Origin of the sequence: Bradyrhizobium sp. AUGA SZCCT0160, assembly GCF_018130105.1 — a bacterium.
Classification (GTDB): domain Bacteria; phylum Pseudomonadota; class Alphaproteobacteria; order Rhizobiales; family Xanthobacteraceae; genus Bradyrhizobium.
Genome location: NZ_JAFCMD010000007.1, coordinates 175,936 through 189,840, shown reverse-complemented (window position 1 = coordinate 189,840; position 13,905 = coordinate 175,936). Strand labels below are relative to the sequence as shown.

Below are 13,905 nucleotides of genomic sequence, written 5' to 3'. Positions count from 1 at the left end.
ACCGATTCACGCGAAGCTCTGAATCTGCCGGTGCCATAGGCGTTTCCTGCGTTGTCGTTTCGCTTGACTTAGCTACCCACGGCTTATAGAAGACCCCCACTTCACGACAGGCGGTGAGCGTCGCCAGCGTCGGAACGGAACACCCTTCAAATCCTTATGGACCCAAATCCTTCTGGACTGAGACGGGCACCAACCTCGACGAATGCCGCTCAAACGCTGTCGATCATATAGCTAGGCAATGCCAGTGCGATTTTAGTTCTCTTGAGCACGTTCTCTTGAGAGTGAACTCGGATGCATGACCTCGGTAGCAGGCCGAACAGCGAACGCTGATCGGTCTTCAGTCGCGGTCCTCTGTGGCGTCGAAGCGCTTTCCGCTCAGCAATGAGTGGTTGGCGCGATTTCGTTTTGCGTGGGTGTTTTCCCGTGCAAGGCGGCCGAACGGGGCGGCTAGTCCCGAGAAGAATTTGCGAAGCCATCTCCGGTTTCGCGCGAACTAAAGGGTGAAGGCTGACATGCCGACGATCAACCAGCTGATCGCAAAACCGCGTACCGTGCAGAAGTCGCGCAAGAAAGTGCCGGCGCTGCAGCAGTCGCCGCAGAAGCGCGGCGTTTGCACGCGCGTCTATACCACGACCCCGAAGAAGCCGAACTCGGCGCTTCGTAAGGTTGCCAAGGTGCGCCTGACCAACGGCTTCGAAGTGATCGGCTACATCCCCGGTGAAGGCCATAACCTTCAGGAGCACTCGGTGGTCATGATCCGCGGCGGCCGCGTCAAGGATTTGCCCGGCGTGCGCTACCACATTCTCCGCGGCGTCCTCGATACCCAGGGCGTCAAGAACCGTAAGCAGCGTCGTTCGAAGTACGGCGCGAAGCGTCCGAAGTAAGCGGGAACAGCCAAGATGTCTCGTCGCCATTCAGCTGAAAAGCGTGAAGTGAACCCGGATCCGAAGTTCGGGAACATCATCATTACGAAGTTCATGAATTCGATCATGTACGACGGCAAGAAGTCTGCCGCCGAGAGCATCGTCTACGGCGCGCTCGCCATGATCGAGGCCAAGACCAAGCAGGGTCCGCTGCCGGTGTTCGAGCAGGCGCTGGAAAACGTCATGCCGACCATCGAAGTGCGTTCGCGCCGCGTCGGCGGCGCCACCTACCAGGTGCCGGTTGAAGTGCGTTCCGTCCGCCGTCAGGCGCTGGGCATTCGCTGGATCATCACCGCGGCGCGCGATCGCAACGAGAAGACGATGACGGAGCGGCTCTCCGCCGAGCTGCTCGACGCGTCGAATAACCGGGGTAACGCCGTCAAGAAGCGTGAAGACGTGCACCGGATGGCTGAAGCCAACCGCGCCTTCTCGCACTATCGCTGGTAACGGCGAAACACGGATTTTAAGGAACAACCCATGCCCCGCGTTCATGCCATAGAGAACTACCGCAACTTCGGTATCATGGCGCATATCGATGCCGGCAAGACCACGACCACCGAGCGCATCCTTTATTATACCGGCAAGAGCCACAAGATCGGCGAAGTGCACGAAGGTGCCGCGACGATGGACTGGATGGAGCAGGAGCAGGAGCGCGGCATTACGATTACGTCGGCTGCGACCACCGCGTTCTGGGAAGGTAAGCGCCTCAACATCATCGACACTCCCGGCCACGTCGACTTCACCATTGAAGTCGAACGTTCGCTGCGCGTGCTCGACGGCGCGGTATGCGTGCTCGACTCCAACCAGGGCGTCGAACCCCAGACCGAAACCGTCTGGCGTCAGGGCGACAAGTACCGCGTTCCGCGCATCGTCTTCGCCAACAAGATGGATAAGACCGGCGCCGACTTCTACAAATGCATGCAGGATATTGTCGATCGCCTCGGCGCCAAGCCGATTGCGATCCAGCTTCCGATCGGCTCCGAAAACAACTTCAAGGGTTTGGTCGATCTCGTCCGCATGAAGGGCGTGGTCTGGGAAGAAGAGAAGCTCGACGCCAAGTTCGTCGACATCGATATTCCCGAAGACATGGTCGAGAAGGCCAATGAATATCGCGAGAAGCTGCTGGAAGCCGCCGTCGAACTCGACGACGACGTTCTTGCTGCTTACCTCGACGGCAAGGAGCCCGATGTCGCGACCTTGAAGCGCATGATCCGCAAGGCCGTGCTGACCGGCGCGTTCTTCCCGGTGCTGTGCGGCTCGGCGTTCAAGAACAAGGGCGTGCAGCCGCTGCTCGACGCGGTCGTGGACTATCTGCCGTCACCGGTCGACGTGCCCGCGATCAAGGGCATCGATGACGACGGCAACGAAGTCACCCGCAAGGCCGACGACAAGGAGCCGCTGGCTCTGCTCGCATTCAAGATCATGGACGATCCGTTCGTCGGCACCATCACCTTCTGCCGCATCTATTCGGGTGTGCTGATGAGCGGTACCGGCGTGGTCAACTCGACCCGCGAGAAGAAAGAACGTATCGGCCGCATGCTTTTGATGCATGCGAACAACCGCGAAGACATCAAGGAAGCTTATGCCGGCGACATCGTCGCGCTGGCCGGCCTGAAGGAAGCGCGCACCGGTGACACGCTGTGCGATCCCGACAAGCAGGTGATCCTGGAAAAGATGGAATTCCCGGAGCCGGTGATCGAAATCGCGATCGAGCCGAAGTCGAAAGCCGACCAGGAAAAGCTCGGCGTCGCACTGGCGAAGCTCGCTGCGGAAGATCCGTCGTTCCGGGTGTCGACCGACCAGGAGTCCGGCCAGACCATCCTCAAGGGCATGGGCGAGCTCCACCTCGACATCAAGGTCGACATCCTGCGCCGTACCTACAAGGTCGATGCGAACATTGGCGCGCCGCAGGTGGCGTTCCGTGAGCGCGTCACCAAAAAGGCCGAGGTCAAGTACACGCACAAGAAGCAGACCGGCGGTACCGGTCAGTTCGCCGAAGTGTCGATCGTGGTCGAGCCGAACGAGCCCGGCAAGGGCTACGAATTCGAGTCCAAGGTTGTTGGTGGTTCGGTGCCGAAGGAATACATCCCCGGCGTCGAAAAGGGCCTCAACAGCGTCATGGGTTCCGGCGTCGTCGCCGGCTTCCCGGTGGTGGACGTCAAGGTGACGCTGGTCGACGGCAAGTATCACGACGTCGACTCGTCGGCGCTGGCCTTCGAAATTGCATCGCGCGCGGCGTTCCGCGAAGCGCTGCAGAAGGGCAAGTCCGTCCTGCTCGAGCCGATCATGAAGGTCGAAGTGGTGACCCCGGAAGACTACACCGGTTCGGTCATCGGCGATCTGAATTCGCGGCGCGGCCAGATCCAGGGTCAAGACATGCGCGGCAACGCCAACGTCATCAACGCGATGGTGCCGCTCATGAACATGTTCGGGTACGTGAATAACCTGCGCTCGATGAGCCAGGGACGCGCGACCTTTACCATGCAATTCGATCACTACGCGGAAGCACCCGCGAACGTGTCGGCAGAAGTCCAGAAGAAGTTTGCCTGATTGTCGTTGGCGGCAGTCAACGATTAAACGGAGAGTCAAATGGCCAAAGCAAAATTTGAACGTAACAAACCGCACTGCAATATCGGAACCATCGGTCACGTCGACCATGGCAAGACTTCGCTGACCGCAGCGATCACCAAGGTTTTGGCTGAAACCGGCGGTGCGACGTTCACGGCGTACGATCAGATCGACAAGGCGCCCGAAGAAAAGGCGCGCGGCATCACGATCTCGACCGCTCACGTCGAATACGAAACCGCCAACCGGCACTACGCCCACGTCGACTGCCCGGGCCACGCCGACTACGTCAAGAACATGATCACCGGTGCGGCGCAGATGGACGGCGCGATCCTGGTGGTGTCGGCCGCCGACGGCCCGATGCCGCAGACCCGCGAGCACATCCTGCTCGCCCGTCAGGTCGGCGTTCCCGCGCTCGTCGTGTTCCTGAACAAGTGCGACATGGTCGACGATCCGGAACTGCTCGAACTGGTCGAGATGGAAGTCCGCGAACTGCTTTCGAAGTACGAATTCCCGGGCGACACCATCCCGATCATCAAGGGTTCGGCTCTCGCCGCCCTCGAAGACAAGGACAAGAAGCTCGGCCACGATGCGGTTCTCGAGCTGATGAAGGCCGTCGACGAAAGCATCCCGCAGCCGGCGCGTCCGATCGACCAGCCGTTCCTGATGCCGGTCGAAGACGTGTTCTCGATCTCGGGCCGCGGCACTGTGGTGACCGGCCGTGTCGAACGCGGCATCGTCAAGGTCGGCGAGGAAATCGAAATCGTCGGTCTGCGCGATACCCAGAAGACCATCGTCACCGGCGTCGAAATGTTCCGCAAGCTGCTCGATCAGGGCCAGGCCGGCGACAACATCGGTGCGCTGCTGCGCGGTACCAAGCGCGAGGAAGTCGAGCGTGGCCAGGTGCTGTGCAAGCCGGGTTCGGTCAAGCCGCACACCAAGTTCAAGGCTGAGGCTTATATCCTGACCAAGGAAGAGGGCGGTCGTCACACCCCGTTCTTCACCAACTACCGGCCGCAGTTCTACTTCCGCACCACCGACGTGACCGGCGTCGTGCATCTGCCCGAAGGCACCGAAATGGTGATGCCGGGCGACAACATCGCGATGGAAGTGCATCTGATCGTGCCGATCGCGATGGAAGAGAAGCTCCGCTTCGCGATCCGCGAAGGTGGCCGCACCGTCGGCTCGGGTGTCGTCTCCGCCATCATTGAGTAAGCGAACAGGAATTGGCGAGTGGCGGATGAAATCATCCGCTACTCGCTAGCCACCATTCGCAGATACGACGACAAAGAAAGACAGCGGCAATGAACGGCCAAAATATTCGCATCCGTCTCAAGGCGTTCGACCATCGAATTCTCGATACGTCGACCCGCGAGATCGTGAACACGGCGAAACGCACCGGTGCTCAGGTTCGCGGACCCATTCCGCTGCCCACCCGCATCGAGAAGTTCACCGTCAACCGTTCACCGCACGTCGACAAGAAGAGCCGCGAGCAGTTCGAGATGCGCACCCACAAGCGCCTGCTCGACATTGTCGACCCGACTCCGCAGACCGTCGATGCTTTGATGAAGCTCGACCTGGCCGCCGGTGTCGACGTCGAGATCAAGCTCTAGATTTTTTTAGATCGTCCGAAGTTAGCGGACAGAAAGAACAGGAAGCACGCCGATGCGCTCCGGAGTGATCGCACAAAAGGTCGGGATGACGCGGGTCTTTACGGAGACCGGTGAACATATCCCTGTGACCGTGCTGAAGCTGGGCAATTGCCAGGTTCTGGGCCACCGCACGACCGAAAAGAACGGTTACGTTGCGCTGCAGCTCGGTTCCGGTACCCGCAAGACCGTCTATCTGCCCAAGGCAGAGCGCGGCCAGTTTGCGGTGTCCAAGGTCGAGCCCAAGCGGAAGGTCACCGAGTTCCGCGTGTCCGAGGACGCGCTGATCCCGGTTGGCGCCGAAATTCAGGCGGACCATTTCGTGGTCGGCCAGTTCGTCGACGTCACCGGCACCTCGGTCGGTAAGGGTTTCGCCGGCGGCATGAAGCGCTGGAACTTCGGCGGTCTTCGCGCCACCCACGGTGTGTCGGTTTCGCATCGTTCGATCGGTTCGACCGGCGGACGTCAGGATCCTGGCAAGACCTTCAAGAACAAGAAGATGCCCGGTCACATGGGCGTCGATCGCATCACCACGCTCAACCTGCGCGTTGTGCAGACCGACGTCGAGCGCGGCCTGATCCTCGTCGAGGGCGCCGTTCCCGGCTCCAAGGGCGGATGGATCTCGGTGCGAGATGCGGTGAAGAAGCCGTTGCCGAAGGAAGCTCCGAAGCCCGGCAAGTTCAGGGTTGTCGGCGGCGCCGAGCAGGCTGCTGCACCGGCCGAGCAGGAGGGCGCGTGAGATGGAACTGAAAGTCACGACCCTTGAGGGCAAGGAAGCCGGTTCGGTCCAGCTGTCCGATGAGATCTTCGGCCTGGAGCCGCGCAAGGACATCATCCAGCGCTGCGTCAACTGGCAGCTCGCCAAGCGTCAGGCCGGCACGCACAAGACGCAGGGTCGCGCCGATGTCTGGCGCACCGGCAAGAAGATGTACAAGCAGAAGGGCACCGGCGGTGCTCGTCACGGTTCGGCCCGCGTTCCGCAGTTCCGCGGCGGTGGCCGTGCGTTCGGTCCGGTGGTGCGCTCGCACGCCTTCGCCTTGCCGAAGAAGGTGCGCGCACTGGCACTTCGCCATGCGCTCTCCGCCAAGGCAAAGGACGGCGGGCTGATCGTGATCGAATCGGCGACGCTCGAGGCCGCCAAGACCAAGGCTCTGGTCGGGCATTTCTCGGGTCTTGGCCTGACCAATGCACTGATCATCGACGGCGCCGAGGTCAACACCGGTTTCGCGACCGCGGCCCGCAACATTCCGAACATCGACGTGCTGCCGATCCAGGGCATCAACGTCTATGACATTCTGCGCCGTCACAAGCTGGTGCTGACCAAGTCGGCGGTGGATGCGTTGGAGGCGCGCTTCAAATGAAGAATATCGATCCGCGCCATTACGACGTGATCGTTGCCCCGGTGGTGACCGAAAAGGCGACGGTAGCGTCCGAGCACAACAAGGTTGTGTTCAAGGTTGCCTCCAAGGCGACCAAGCCGCAAATCAAGGAAGCCGTCGAAAAGCTGTTCGACGTCAAGGTGAAGAGCGTGAACACGCTGGTCCGCAAGGGCAAGACCAAGGTGTTCCGCGGTAATTTCGGTTCGCAGTCGGATGTGAAGCGGGCGATCGTGACCCTCGAAGAGGGCCACCGCATCGACGTCACCACCGGACTATAAGGCGTTACGACGATGGCATTGAAAACATACAATCCGACGACGCCGGGCCAGCGCCAGCTGGTGATGGTCGACCGTTCGGCGCTGTACAAGGGCAAGCCGGTCAAGGCGTTGACCGAGGGCAAGCAGAGCAATGGCGGCCGCAACAACACCGGCCGTATCACGGTTCGCTTTCGTGGCGGTGGCCACAAGAAGGCCTACCGGATGGTCGATTTCAAGCGTGACAAGGTCGACGTTTCAGCGACCGTCGAGCGCCTGGAATATGATCCGAACCGCACCGCGTTCATCGCGCTGATCAAGTATGCCGACGGCGAGCAGGCCTACATCCTGGCGCCGCAGCGGCTGGCGGCGGGCGACACCGTCGTTGCCGGTAACTATGTCGACGTGAAGCCCGGCAATGTCATGCCGCTCGGCAACATGCCGGTCGGCACGATCGTGCACAATATCGAGATGAAGATCGGCAAGGGCGGCCAGATCGCACGTTCCGCCGGCACCTATGCGCAGATCGTCGGCCGCGATCAGGACTACGTCATTCTGCGCCTGAACTCGGGCGAGCAGCGCCTGGTGCACGGCCGTTGCCGCGGCACCATCGGCGCGGTGTCGAACCCCGATCACATGAACATCTCGATCGGCAAGGCCGGCCGTACCCGCTGGCTCGGCTGGCGTCCGCATAACCGCGGCGTCGTCATGAACCCGATCGACCATCCGCACGGCGGCGGCGAAGGCCGCACCTCGGGCGGCCGCCACCCGGTGACCCCGTGGGGCAAGCCGACCAAGGGCAAGAAGACCCGTTCGAATAAGTCGACCAACAGATTCATCCTCCTAAGCCGCCACAAGCGGAAGAAGTAAGGAACGCCGGACATGGTTCGTTCAGTCTGGAAAGGCCCGTTCGTCGAAGGCTCTCTGCTCAAGAAAGCAGATGCCGCGCGCGCGTCCGGCCGTCACGACGTCATCAAGATCTGGAGCCGCCGCTCGACCATTCTGCCGCAGTTTGTCGGCCTGGTCTTCGGTGTCTACAACGGCCAGAAGCATGTGCCGGTATCGGTCAACGAGGAAATGGTGGGTCACAAGTTCGGCGAATTCTCGCCGACCCGTACCTTCCATGGCCATTCTGGCGACAAGAAAGCCAAGAAGGCTTGAGGAATAAGCGATGAGCAAACCAAAGCGCGAAAGAGTGCTCGCGGATAACGAGGCTAAGGCTGTGGCCCGGATGCTGCGCGTGAGCCCGCAGAAGCTTAATCTTGTCGCGCAGCTGATCCGCGGCCGGAAGGCGTCTGCGGCACTGGCCGACCTGCAGTTCTCGCGCAAGCGGATCGCGGTCGACGTCAAGAAGTGCCTGGAATCGGCGATCGCGAACGCCGAGAACAACCACGACCTCGAGGTCGACGATCTGGTCGTCGCCGAGGCCCATGTCGGCAACGGCATCGTGATGAAGCGCTTTTCGCCGCGCGGCCGTGGCCGTTCGGGTCGTATCTACAAACCGTTCTCGCACCTGACCATCGTGGTTCGTCAGGTCGAGGCCGAGGCTGGCGCTTAAGGGCGCGGGAGAAGACGATGGGTCAAAAAATCAATCCAATCGGACTGCGTCTCGGCATCAACCGTACGTGGGATTCCCGTTGGTTCGCCGGCAAGAACGAGTACGGCAAGCTGCTGCATGAGGACGTGCGGATCCGCGAGATCCTGCACAAGGAACTCAAGCAGGCAGCCGTCGCCCGCATCGTGATCGAGCGTCCGCACAAGAAGTGCCGCGTGACGATCCATTCGGCGCGTCCGGGCGTCGTGATCGGCAAGAAGGGCGCCGACATCGACAAGCTGCGCAAGCGGGTTGCCGACATCACGGCTTCCGACGTCGTCATCAACATCGTCGAAATCCGCAAGCCTGAACTCGACGCCACCCTGGTCGCCGAATCGATCGCCCAGCAGCTCGAGCGCCGCGTCGCATTCCGCCGCGCCATGAAGCGCGCGGTGCAGTCGGCGATGCGTCTTGGCGCCGAAGGCATTCGTATCAACTGCTCGGGCCGTCTCGGCGGCGCCGAAATCGCGCGTATGGAATGGTATCGCGAAGGCCGCGTTCCCTTGCACACGCTGCGCGCCGACGTCGATTACGGCGTGGCGACCGCGTTCACGACATTCGGTACCTGCGGCGTCAAGGTCTGGATCTTCAAAGGCGAGATCCTCGAGCACGATCCGATGGCCCAGGACAAGAAGATGGCCGAAGGCGACAATACCCGTCCGCGTCGCGACGCTGCTTGAGACATTAGAGAAGGTTTGAGGGCGTAAGCCATGATGCAACCAAAGAAAACGAAGTTCCGGAAGGCGCATAAGGGCCGTATCCACGGCGTTGCGACTTCGGGCGCGACGTTGTCGTTCGGACAGTTCGGCCTGAAGGCGATGGCGCCCGAGCGCATCACCGCCCGTCAGATCGAAGCCGCACGCCGCGCGCTGACCCGTCACATGAAGCGCGCCGGCCGCGTCTGGATCCGCGTGTTTCCGGACTTGCCGGTGTCGAAGAAGCCCGCCGAAGTCCGCATGGGTTCGGGCAAGGGTACGCCGGAATTGTGGGTGGCCCGGGTCAAGCCCGGCCGCGTGATTTTCGAGATCGACGGCGTCACGGTGCAGACCGCAAAGGAAGCGCTCTCGCTCGCCGCCGCCAAGCTGCCGATCAAGACGCGCTTCGTCGCGCGCATTGCGGAGTAACCGTCATGGCCGAGATGAAAACCGCCGACATTCGCGCGATGAGCGACGATCAGAGGGAGGACGCCGTCCTCAACCTGAAGAAAGAGCGTTTCAACCTGCGTTTCCAGCGCGCCACCGGGCAGCTGGAGAACACCACGCGGCTGCGTGAAGCCCGCCGCGATATCGCCCGCATCAAGACCATCGCCGCGCAAGCGCGCGCGAAGAAGAAGTAAGAGGCCGGATATGCCGAAACGAACCCTTCAGGGCGTGGTCGTGAGCGACAAGCAAGCCAAGACGATCGTGGTGCGCGTCGATCGCCGCTTCACCCACCCGATCTACAAGAAGACGATCCGCCGCTCCAAGAACTACCACGCGCACGACGAGAACAACGAGTTCAAGCCGGGCGACATGGTGTGGATCGAGGAGAGCAAGCCGATCTCGAAGTTGAAGCGCTGGACGGTTGTCCGGGGCGAACAGAAGAAAACGGCCTGAAGCAGGTCGGGCCTGGCCCGACCGGTTTTGGGAAATTTTAAGCGCGTTTCAGCGCATCAGAAAGAGGACGAGGTGCATCAATGATTCAGATGCAGACCAACCTCGACGTGGCCGATAATTCAGGCGCACGCCGTGTCATGTGCATCAAGGTGCTTGGGGGCTCCAAGCGCCGCTATGCCACCGTGGGCGATGTTATCGTTGTGTCGATCAAGGAAGCGATTCCGCGCGGCAAGGTGAAGAAGGGCGACGTGATGAAGGCTGTCGTGGTGCGGGTCCGCAAGGACATCCGCCGCGCCGACGGCTCGGTCATCCGCTTCGACCGCAACGCCGCCGTGCTGATCAACAATCAGTCGGAGCCGGTCGGCACCCGTATCTTCGGGCCCGTGCCGCGCGAGCTGCGCGCCAAGAACCACATGAAGATCATTTCACTTGCGCCGGAGGTGCTGTGATGGCTGCCAAGATCCGCAAGGGTGACAAGGTCATCGTGCTGAACGGCCGCGACAAGGGCCGTACCGGCGAAGTATTCGAGGTCCGTCCCGACGAGAACAAGGCTCTCGTGCGCGGCGTCAACTTGGTGAAGCGTCACCAGAAGCAGACCCAGTCCCAGGAAGGCGGCATCATCTCCAAGGAGGCGCCGATCCACCTGTCCAACATCGCGTATGTCGGCAAGGACGGCAAACCGACCCGCGTGGGCTTCAAGATTCAGGCTGATGGCAAGAAGGTACGCATTGCCAAGAGCTCGGGAGCAGAGATCGATGGCTGAAACCGCTTATGTGCCGCGCCTGCGCGTGGAGTATGACAAGAGCATCCGCAGCAAGCTGACTGAACAGTTCGGCTATGCCAACGTCATGCAGGTGCCGCGTCTCGACAAGGTCGTCCTCAACATGGGCGTCGGCGATGCCGTCAACGACCGCAAAAAGGCCGAGACCGCAGCTGGCGACCTGTCGCTGATCGCCGGCCAGAAGGCGATCGTGACCTATTCGCGCGTCGCGATCGCGACCTTCAAGCTGCGTGAAAACCAGCCGATCGGCTGCAAGGTCACGCTGCGCAAGGCCAAGATGTACGAGTTCATCGACCGCCTGGTGAACGTGGCGCTGCCGCGCGTGCGCGACTTCCGCGGCCTCAATCCGAAGAGCTTCGACGGCCGCGGCAATTATTCGCTCGGCCTCAAGGAGCACATCATTTTCCCCGAAATCGACTTCGACAAGGTTTCGGAAGCCCGCGGCATGGACATCACGGTTTGCACCACGGCGCAGACCGACGACGAGGCGCGTGCCTTGTTGACCGCTTTCAATTTCCCGTTCCGGCAGTGAGACGCAGTTAAAGCCTCTCAAACGCGGAAACCCAGGAGCCAAGCATGGCAAAGAAGAGTTCAATCGAGAAGAACAACCGGCGCAAGCGGATGACCAAGAACGCCGCCCCCCAGCGCGCGAAGCTGAAGGCGATCATCGCCGACAAGACCAAGCCGATGGAAGAGCGCTTCGCGGCGACGCTGAAGCTTGCCGAGATGCCGCGCAACTCGTCGGCGACGCGCATCCGCAACCGCTGCGAACTGACCGGCCGTCCGCGTTCCATCTATCGCAAGAACAAGCTCAGCCGCATCGCGCTGCGTGAACTCGGCTCCAAGGGCCTGGTTCCCGGGCTCGTGAAGTCGAGCTGGTAAGGAGGGTCGTCAGATGTCAACGCACGATCCGATCAGCGATCTCATCACCCGCATCCGCAACGCGCAGATGCGCTCGAAGTCCAAGGTTTCGACCCCGGGCTCGAAGATGCGCGCCAACGTTCTCGAAGTGCTGAAATCCGAGGGTTACATCCGCGGCTATGCCAGCGTCGAACATGCTTCCGGCCGCAGCGAGCTCGAGATCGAGCTGAAATATTTCGACGGCGAGCCGGTCATTCGCGAAATCGAGCGGGTGTCGAAGCCCGGCCGTCGGGTTTACGCTTCGGTGAAGAACCTGCCGCGCGTGAACAACGGTCTCGGTATTTCGGTCTTGTCGACGCCGAAGGGAATCATGGCTGACCACGACGCGCGTGACGCGAATGTGGGCGGCGAAGTTCTCTTCACGGTGTTCTGAGGAAGGATTCTAGCATGTCACGTGTTGGCAAACGGCCCGTGCCGATCCCGTCCGGTGTGACGGCGACCGTCGAAGGGCAGACCGTCAAGATGAAGGGGCCGAAGGGCCAGCTTCAGTTCGTCGTGCATGACGACGTCGAGGTGAAGTTCGAGGACGGCGCGGTCAAGGTCGCGCCGAAGCTCGAAACCAACCGGGCGCAGGCCATGTACGGCACCGCGCGCGCCCAGGTCGCAAACCTGGTCGAGGGCGTCACCAAGGGTTTCGAGAAGAAGCTCGAGATCACCGGAGTCGGCTACCGCGCCGCGCTGCAGGGCAAGAACCTGCAGCTCGCGCTCGGCTACAGCCACGACGTCGTCTACGCGATCCCGGATGGCATCACCATCGCGGTGCCGAAGCCGACCGAGATCACGATCACGGGCAATGATTCCCAGCGTGTCGGTCAGGTTGCGGCCGAGATCCGCGCCTATCGTCCGCCGGAGCCCTACAAGGGCAAGGGCGTGAAGTACGCCAACGAATTCATCTTCCGCAAGGAAGGCAAGAAGAAGTAACGGAGCCGGCCATGTCACTGAAAGTTACAAATGCCCGGCGCAAGCAGCGTGTGAGGAATTCACTGCGCCGCTCCGCCAATGGACGTCCGCGTCTGTCGGTGTTCCGCTCGTCGAAGCACATCTACGCCCAGGTCATCGACGACCTGAAGGGCGAGACGCTGGCTTCCGCATCGTCACTCGAAAAGACCATGCGCGAGAGCGGCAACACGGGCGCCAACATCGATGCGGCCAAGGCCGTCGGCAAGCTGCTGGCGGAACGCGCCGTGCAGAAGGGCGTCAAGGAAGTGGTGTTCGATCGCGGTCAGTATCTGTATCACGGGCGCGTCAAGGCGCTTGCGGATGCGGCCCGCGAAAGCGGATTGAGCTTCTAACAACCGATTTTGAACCAAGATGAAGGACAGGGGCGTTAGGCTCCCTGAGATTGGAAAACACCATGGCAGGTGAACGCGAACGCGGCGGACGCGAACGGAGCAGGGATCGCGAAGAGCGCGACAGCGAGTTCGTCGACAAGCTGGTCCACATCAATCGCGTGGCGAAGGTCGTCAAGGGCGGCAAGCGCTTCGGCTTTGCGGCGCTGGTCGTGATCGGCGACCAGAAGGGTCGGGTCGGTTTCGGTCACGGCAAGGCGCGCGAAGTTCCCGAGGCGATCCGCAAGGCGACGGAATCGGCGAAGCGTAACCTGACGCGCGTTGCTCTGCGCGAAGGCCGCACGCTGCATCACGATATCGCCGGCCGTCACGGTGCGGGCCGCGTCTATCTGCGCGCAGCCCCCGCCGGTACCGGCATCATCGCGGGCGGTCCGATGCGCGCGGTGTTCGAAACGCTCGGCATCCAGGATGTGGTGGCGAAGTCGATCGGCTCGTCGAACCCCTACAACATGGTTCGCGCAACCTTCGACGCGCTGAAGCATCAGGATTCGCCGCGTTCGGTGGCGGCGCGCCGCAACATCAAGGTGTCAACGCTGCAGTCGCGCCGCGTCGGTGGCGATGCCGAAGTGGTGGCTGAATAAACAATCAGGCGCAGTTTCCCGCGCCGTTCGGAGTCAAGACGATGGCCAAGGCCGCAAAGATGATCAAGGTCGAGCAAACTGGCAGCGCAATCCGCCGCCACCACTCGCAGCGTGCGACGCTGATCGGCCTCAAGCTCAACAAGATCGGCCGGGTTTCCGAGCTGCAGGATACGCCTGAAGTTCGCGGCATGATCAGCAAGGTTCAACATCTCGTCCGCGTCGTCGGCGAGTAAGCAAGACAGGGAGGAGCATGATCCCGAAAAGTGGGGACCGGTTTTCGGTCAAGATCATGCTCCATAGATAAGGGAATTTCG

General features: G+C 61.5%; 24 protein-coding genes. All 24 read left to right on the top strand.

Annotation, left to right across the window (positions count from 1 at the left end; translation table 11 throughout):
• The first annotated feature begins 512 nt into the window (after positions 1-512).
• The 24 genes from rpsL to rpmD all read left to right on the top strand — a co-directional run bounded on the left by rpsL (position 513) and on the right by rpmD (position 13,824).
• Positions 513-884, top strand: coding sequence for a 30S ribosomal protein S12 (gene rpsL / locus JQ558_RS14450; RefSeq protein ID WP_057849132.1), 372 nt, complete (start codon positions 513-515; stop codon positions 882-884).
• A gap of 15 nt (positions 885-899) precedes the next feature.
• Positions 900-1,370, top strand: a complete 471-nt coding sequence (gene rpsG / locus JQ558_RS14445) for a 30S ribosomal protein S7 (RefSeq protein ID WP_192733871.1) — start codon at positions 900-902, stop codon at positions 1,368-1,370.
• Between the two features lie 30 nt (positions 1,371-1,400).
• A complete protein-coding gene (gene fusA, locus JQ558_RS14440; RefSeq protein ID WP_212211784.1) occupies positions 1,401-3,473 on the top strand; it encodes an elongation factor G in 2,073 nt (690 codons plus the stop codon).
• 39 nt (positions 3,474-3,512) lie between these two features.
• Positions 3,513-4,703, top strand: a complete 1,191-nt coding sequence (tuf, locus tag JQ558_RS14435; RefSeq protein WP_192733869.1) for an elongation factor Tu — start codon at positions 3,513-3,515, stop codon at positions 4,701-4,703.
• 89 nt (positions 4,704-4,792) lie between these two features.
• A complete protein-coding gene (gene rpsJ, locus JQ558_RS14430; protein WP_002712302.1) occupies positions 4,793-5,101 on the top strand; it encodes a 30S ribosomal protein S10 in 309 nt (102 codons plus the stop codon).
• Positions 5,102-5,153: 52 nt separating this feature from the next.
• Positions 5,154-5,876 (top strand): 50S ribosomal protein L3, encoded by a 723-nt coding sequence (gene rplC, locus JQ558_RS14425; RefSeq protein WP_192733868.1) that lies wholly within the window; start codon positions 5,154-5,156, stop codon positions 5,874-5,876.
• Between the two features lies 1 nt (position 5,877).
• Positions 5,878-6,498, top strand: a complete 621-nt coding sequence (rplD, locus tag JQ558_RS14420) for a 50S ribosomal protein L4 (protein ID WP_192733867.1) — start codon at positions 5,878-5,880, stop codon at positions 6,496-6,498.
• A complete protein-coding gene (locus tag JQ558_RS14415; RefSeq protein WP_192733866.1) occupies positions 6,495-6,794 on the top strand; it encodes a 50S ribosomal protein L23 in 300 nt (99 codons plus the stop codon). Before rplD ends, JQ558_RS14415 begins: the two co-directional genes overlap by 4 nt.
• A 12-nt stretch (positions 6,795-6,806) precedes the next feature.
• Positions 6,807-7,640 carry a 50S ribosomal protein L2 gene (rplB, locus tag JQ558_RS14410; RefSeq protein WP_211998086.1) on the top strand — a complete coding sequence of 278 codons (834 nt, stop codon included), beginning with the start codon at positions 6,807-6,809 and terminating at the stop codon, positions 7,638-7,640.
• A gap of 12 nt (positions 7,641-7,652) precedes the next feature.
• Positions 7,653-7,931, top strand: a complete 279-nt coding sequence (rpsS, locus tag JQ558_RS14405; RefSeq protein WP_027536815.1) for a 30S ribosomal protein S19 — start codon at positions 7,653-7,655, stop codon at positions 7,929-7,931.
• Between the two features lie 10 nt (positions 7,932-7,941).
• Positions 7,942-8,328, top strand: a complete 387-nt coding sequence (rplV, locus tag JQ558_RS14400) for a 50S ribosomal protein L22 (protein WP_192733864.1) — start codon at positions 7,942-7,944, stop codon at positions 8,326-8,328.
• A gap of 17 nt (positions 8,329-8,345) precedes the next feature.
• A complete protein-coding gene (gene rpsC, locus JQ558_RS14395; RefSeq protein ID WP_192733863.1) occupies positions 8,346-9,044 on the top strand; it encodes a 30S ribosomal protein S3 in 699 nt (232 codons plus the stop codon).
• 30 nt (positions 9,045-9,074) lie between these two features.
• The gene (gene rplP / locus JQ558_RS14390) at positions 9,075-9,488 is read left to right on the top strand and encodes a 50S ribosomal protein L16 (RefSeq protein ID WP_025588649.1); all 414 of its coding nucleotides are present in this window, start codon (positions 9,075-9,077) and stop codon (positions 9,486-9,488) included.
• Positions 9,489-9,493: 5 nt separating this feature from the next.
• Positions 9,494-9,700, top strand: a complete 207-nt coding sequence (rpmC, locus tag JQ558_RS14385; protein ID WP_192733862.1) for a 50S ribosomal protein L29 — start codon at positions 9,494-9,496, stop codon at positions 9,698-9,700.
• 10 nt (positions 9,701-9,710) lie between these two features.
• A complete protein-coding gene (gene rpsQ / locus JQ558_RS14380; protein WP_192733861.1) occupies positions 9,711-9,959 on the top strand; it encodes a 30S ribosomal protein S17 in 249 nt (82 codons plus the stop codon).
• 80 nt (positions 9,960-10,039) lie between these two features.
• A complete protein-coding gene (rplN, locus tag JQ558_RS14375; RefSeq protein WP_011473865.1) occupies positions 10,040-10,408 on the top strand; it encodes a 50S ribosomal protein L14 in 369 nt (122 codons plus the stop codon).
• Positions 10,408-10,722 (top strand): 50S ribosomal protein L24, encoded by a 315-nt coding sequence (gene rplX, locus JQ558_RS14370; RefSeq protein ID WP_192733860.1) that lies wholly within the window; start codon positions 10,408-10,410, stop codon positions 10,720-10,722. The genes rplN and rplX overlap by 1 nt, the downstream gene beginning before the upstream one ends.
• Positions 10,715-11,272: a 50S ribosomal protein L5 gene (rplE, locus tag JQ558_RS14365; RefSeq protein WP_192733859.1), complete on the top strand. Its 558-nt coding sequence runs from the start codon at positions 10,715-10,717 to the stop codon at positions 11,270-11,272. The genes rplX and rplE overlap by 8 nt, the downstream gene beginning before the upstream one ends.
• A 44-nt stretch (positions 11,273-11,316) precedes the next feature.
• Positions 11,317-11,622 (top strand): 30S ribosomal protein S14, encoded by a 306-nt coding sequence (gene rpsN / locus JQ558_RS14360; protein WP_074276047.1) that lies wholly within the window; start codon positions 11,317-11,319, stop codon positions 11,620-11,622.
• Between the two features lie 13 nt (positions 11,623-11,635).
• Positions 11,636-12,034, top strand: coding sequence for a 30S ribosomal protein S8 (gene rpsH, locus JQ558_RS14355; RefSeq protein ID WP_211998087.1), 399 nt, complete (start codon positions 11,636-11,638; stop codon positions 12,032-12,034).
• A gap of 14 nt (positions 12,035-12,048) precedes the next feature.
• Entirely contained in the window at positions 12,049-12,582 is a 534-nt protein-coding gene (gene rplF / locus JQ558_RS14350) for a 50S ribosomal protein L6 (protein WP_192733856.1), read from the top strand.
• A gap of 11 nt (positions 12,583-12,593) precedes the next feature.
• Positions 12,594-12,953, top strand: coding sequence for a 50S ribosomal protein L18 (rplR, locus tag JQ558_RS14345; protein ID WP_212035204.1), 360 nt, complete (start codon positions 12,594-12,596; stop codon positions 12,951-12,953).
• A 62-nt stretch (positions 12,954-13,015) separates the two neighbouring features.
• Positions 13,016-13,591: a 30S ribosomal protein S5 gene (rpsE, locus tag JQ558_RS14340; RefSeq protein WP_028349043.1), complete on the top strand. Its 576-nt coding sequence runs from the start codon at positions 13,016-13,018 to the stop codon at positions 13,589-13,591.
• 41 nt (positions 13,592-13,632) lie between these two features.
• Positions 13,633-13,824 (top strand): 50S ribosomal protein L30, encoded by a 192-nt coding sequence (gene rpmD / locus JQ558_RS14335; protein ID WP_192733854.1) that lies wholly within the window; start codon positions 13,633-13,635, stop codon positions 13,822-13,824.
• Positions 13,825-13,905 lie beyond the last annotated feature (81 nt).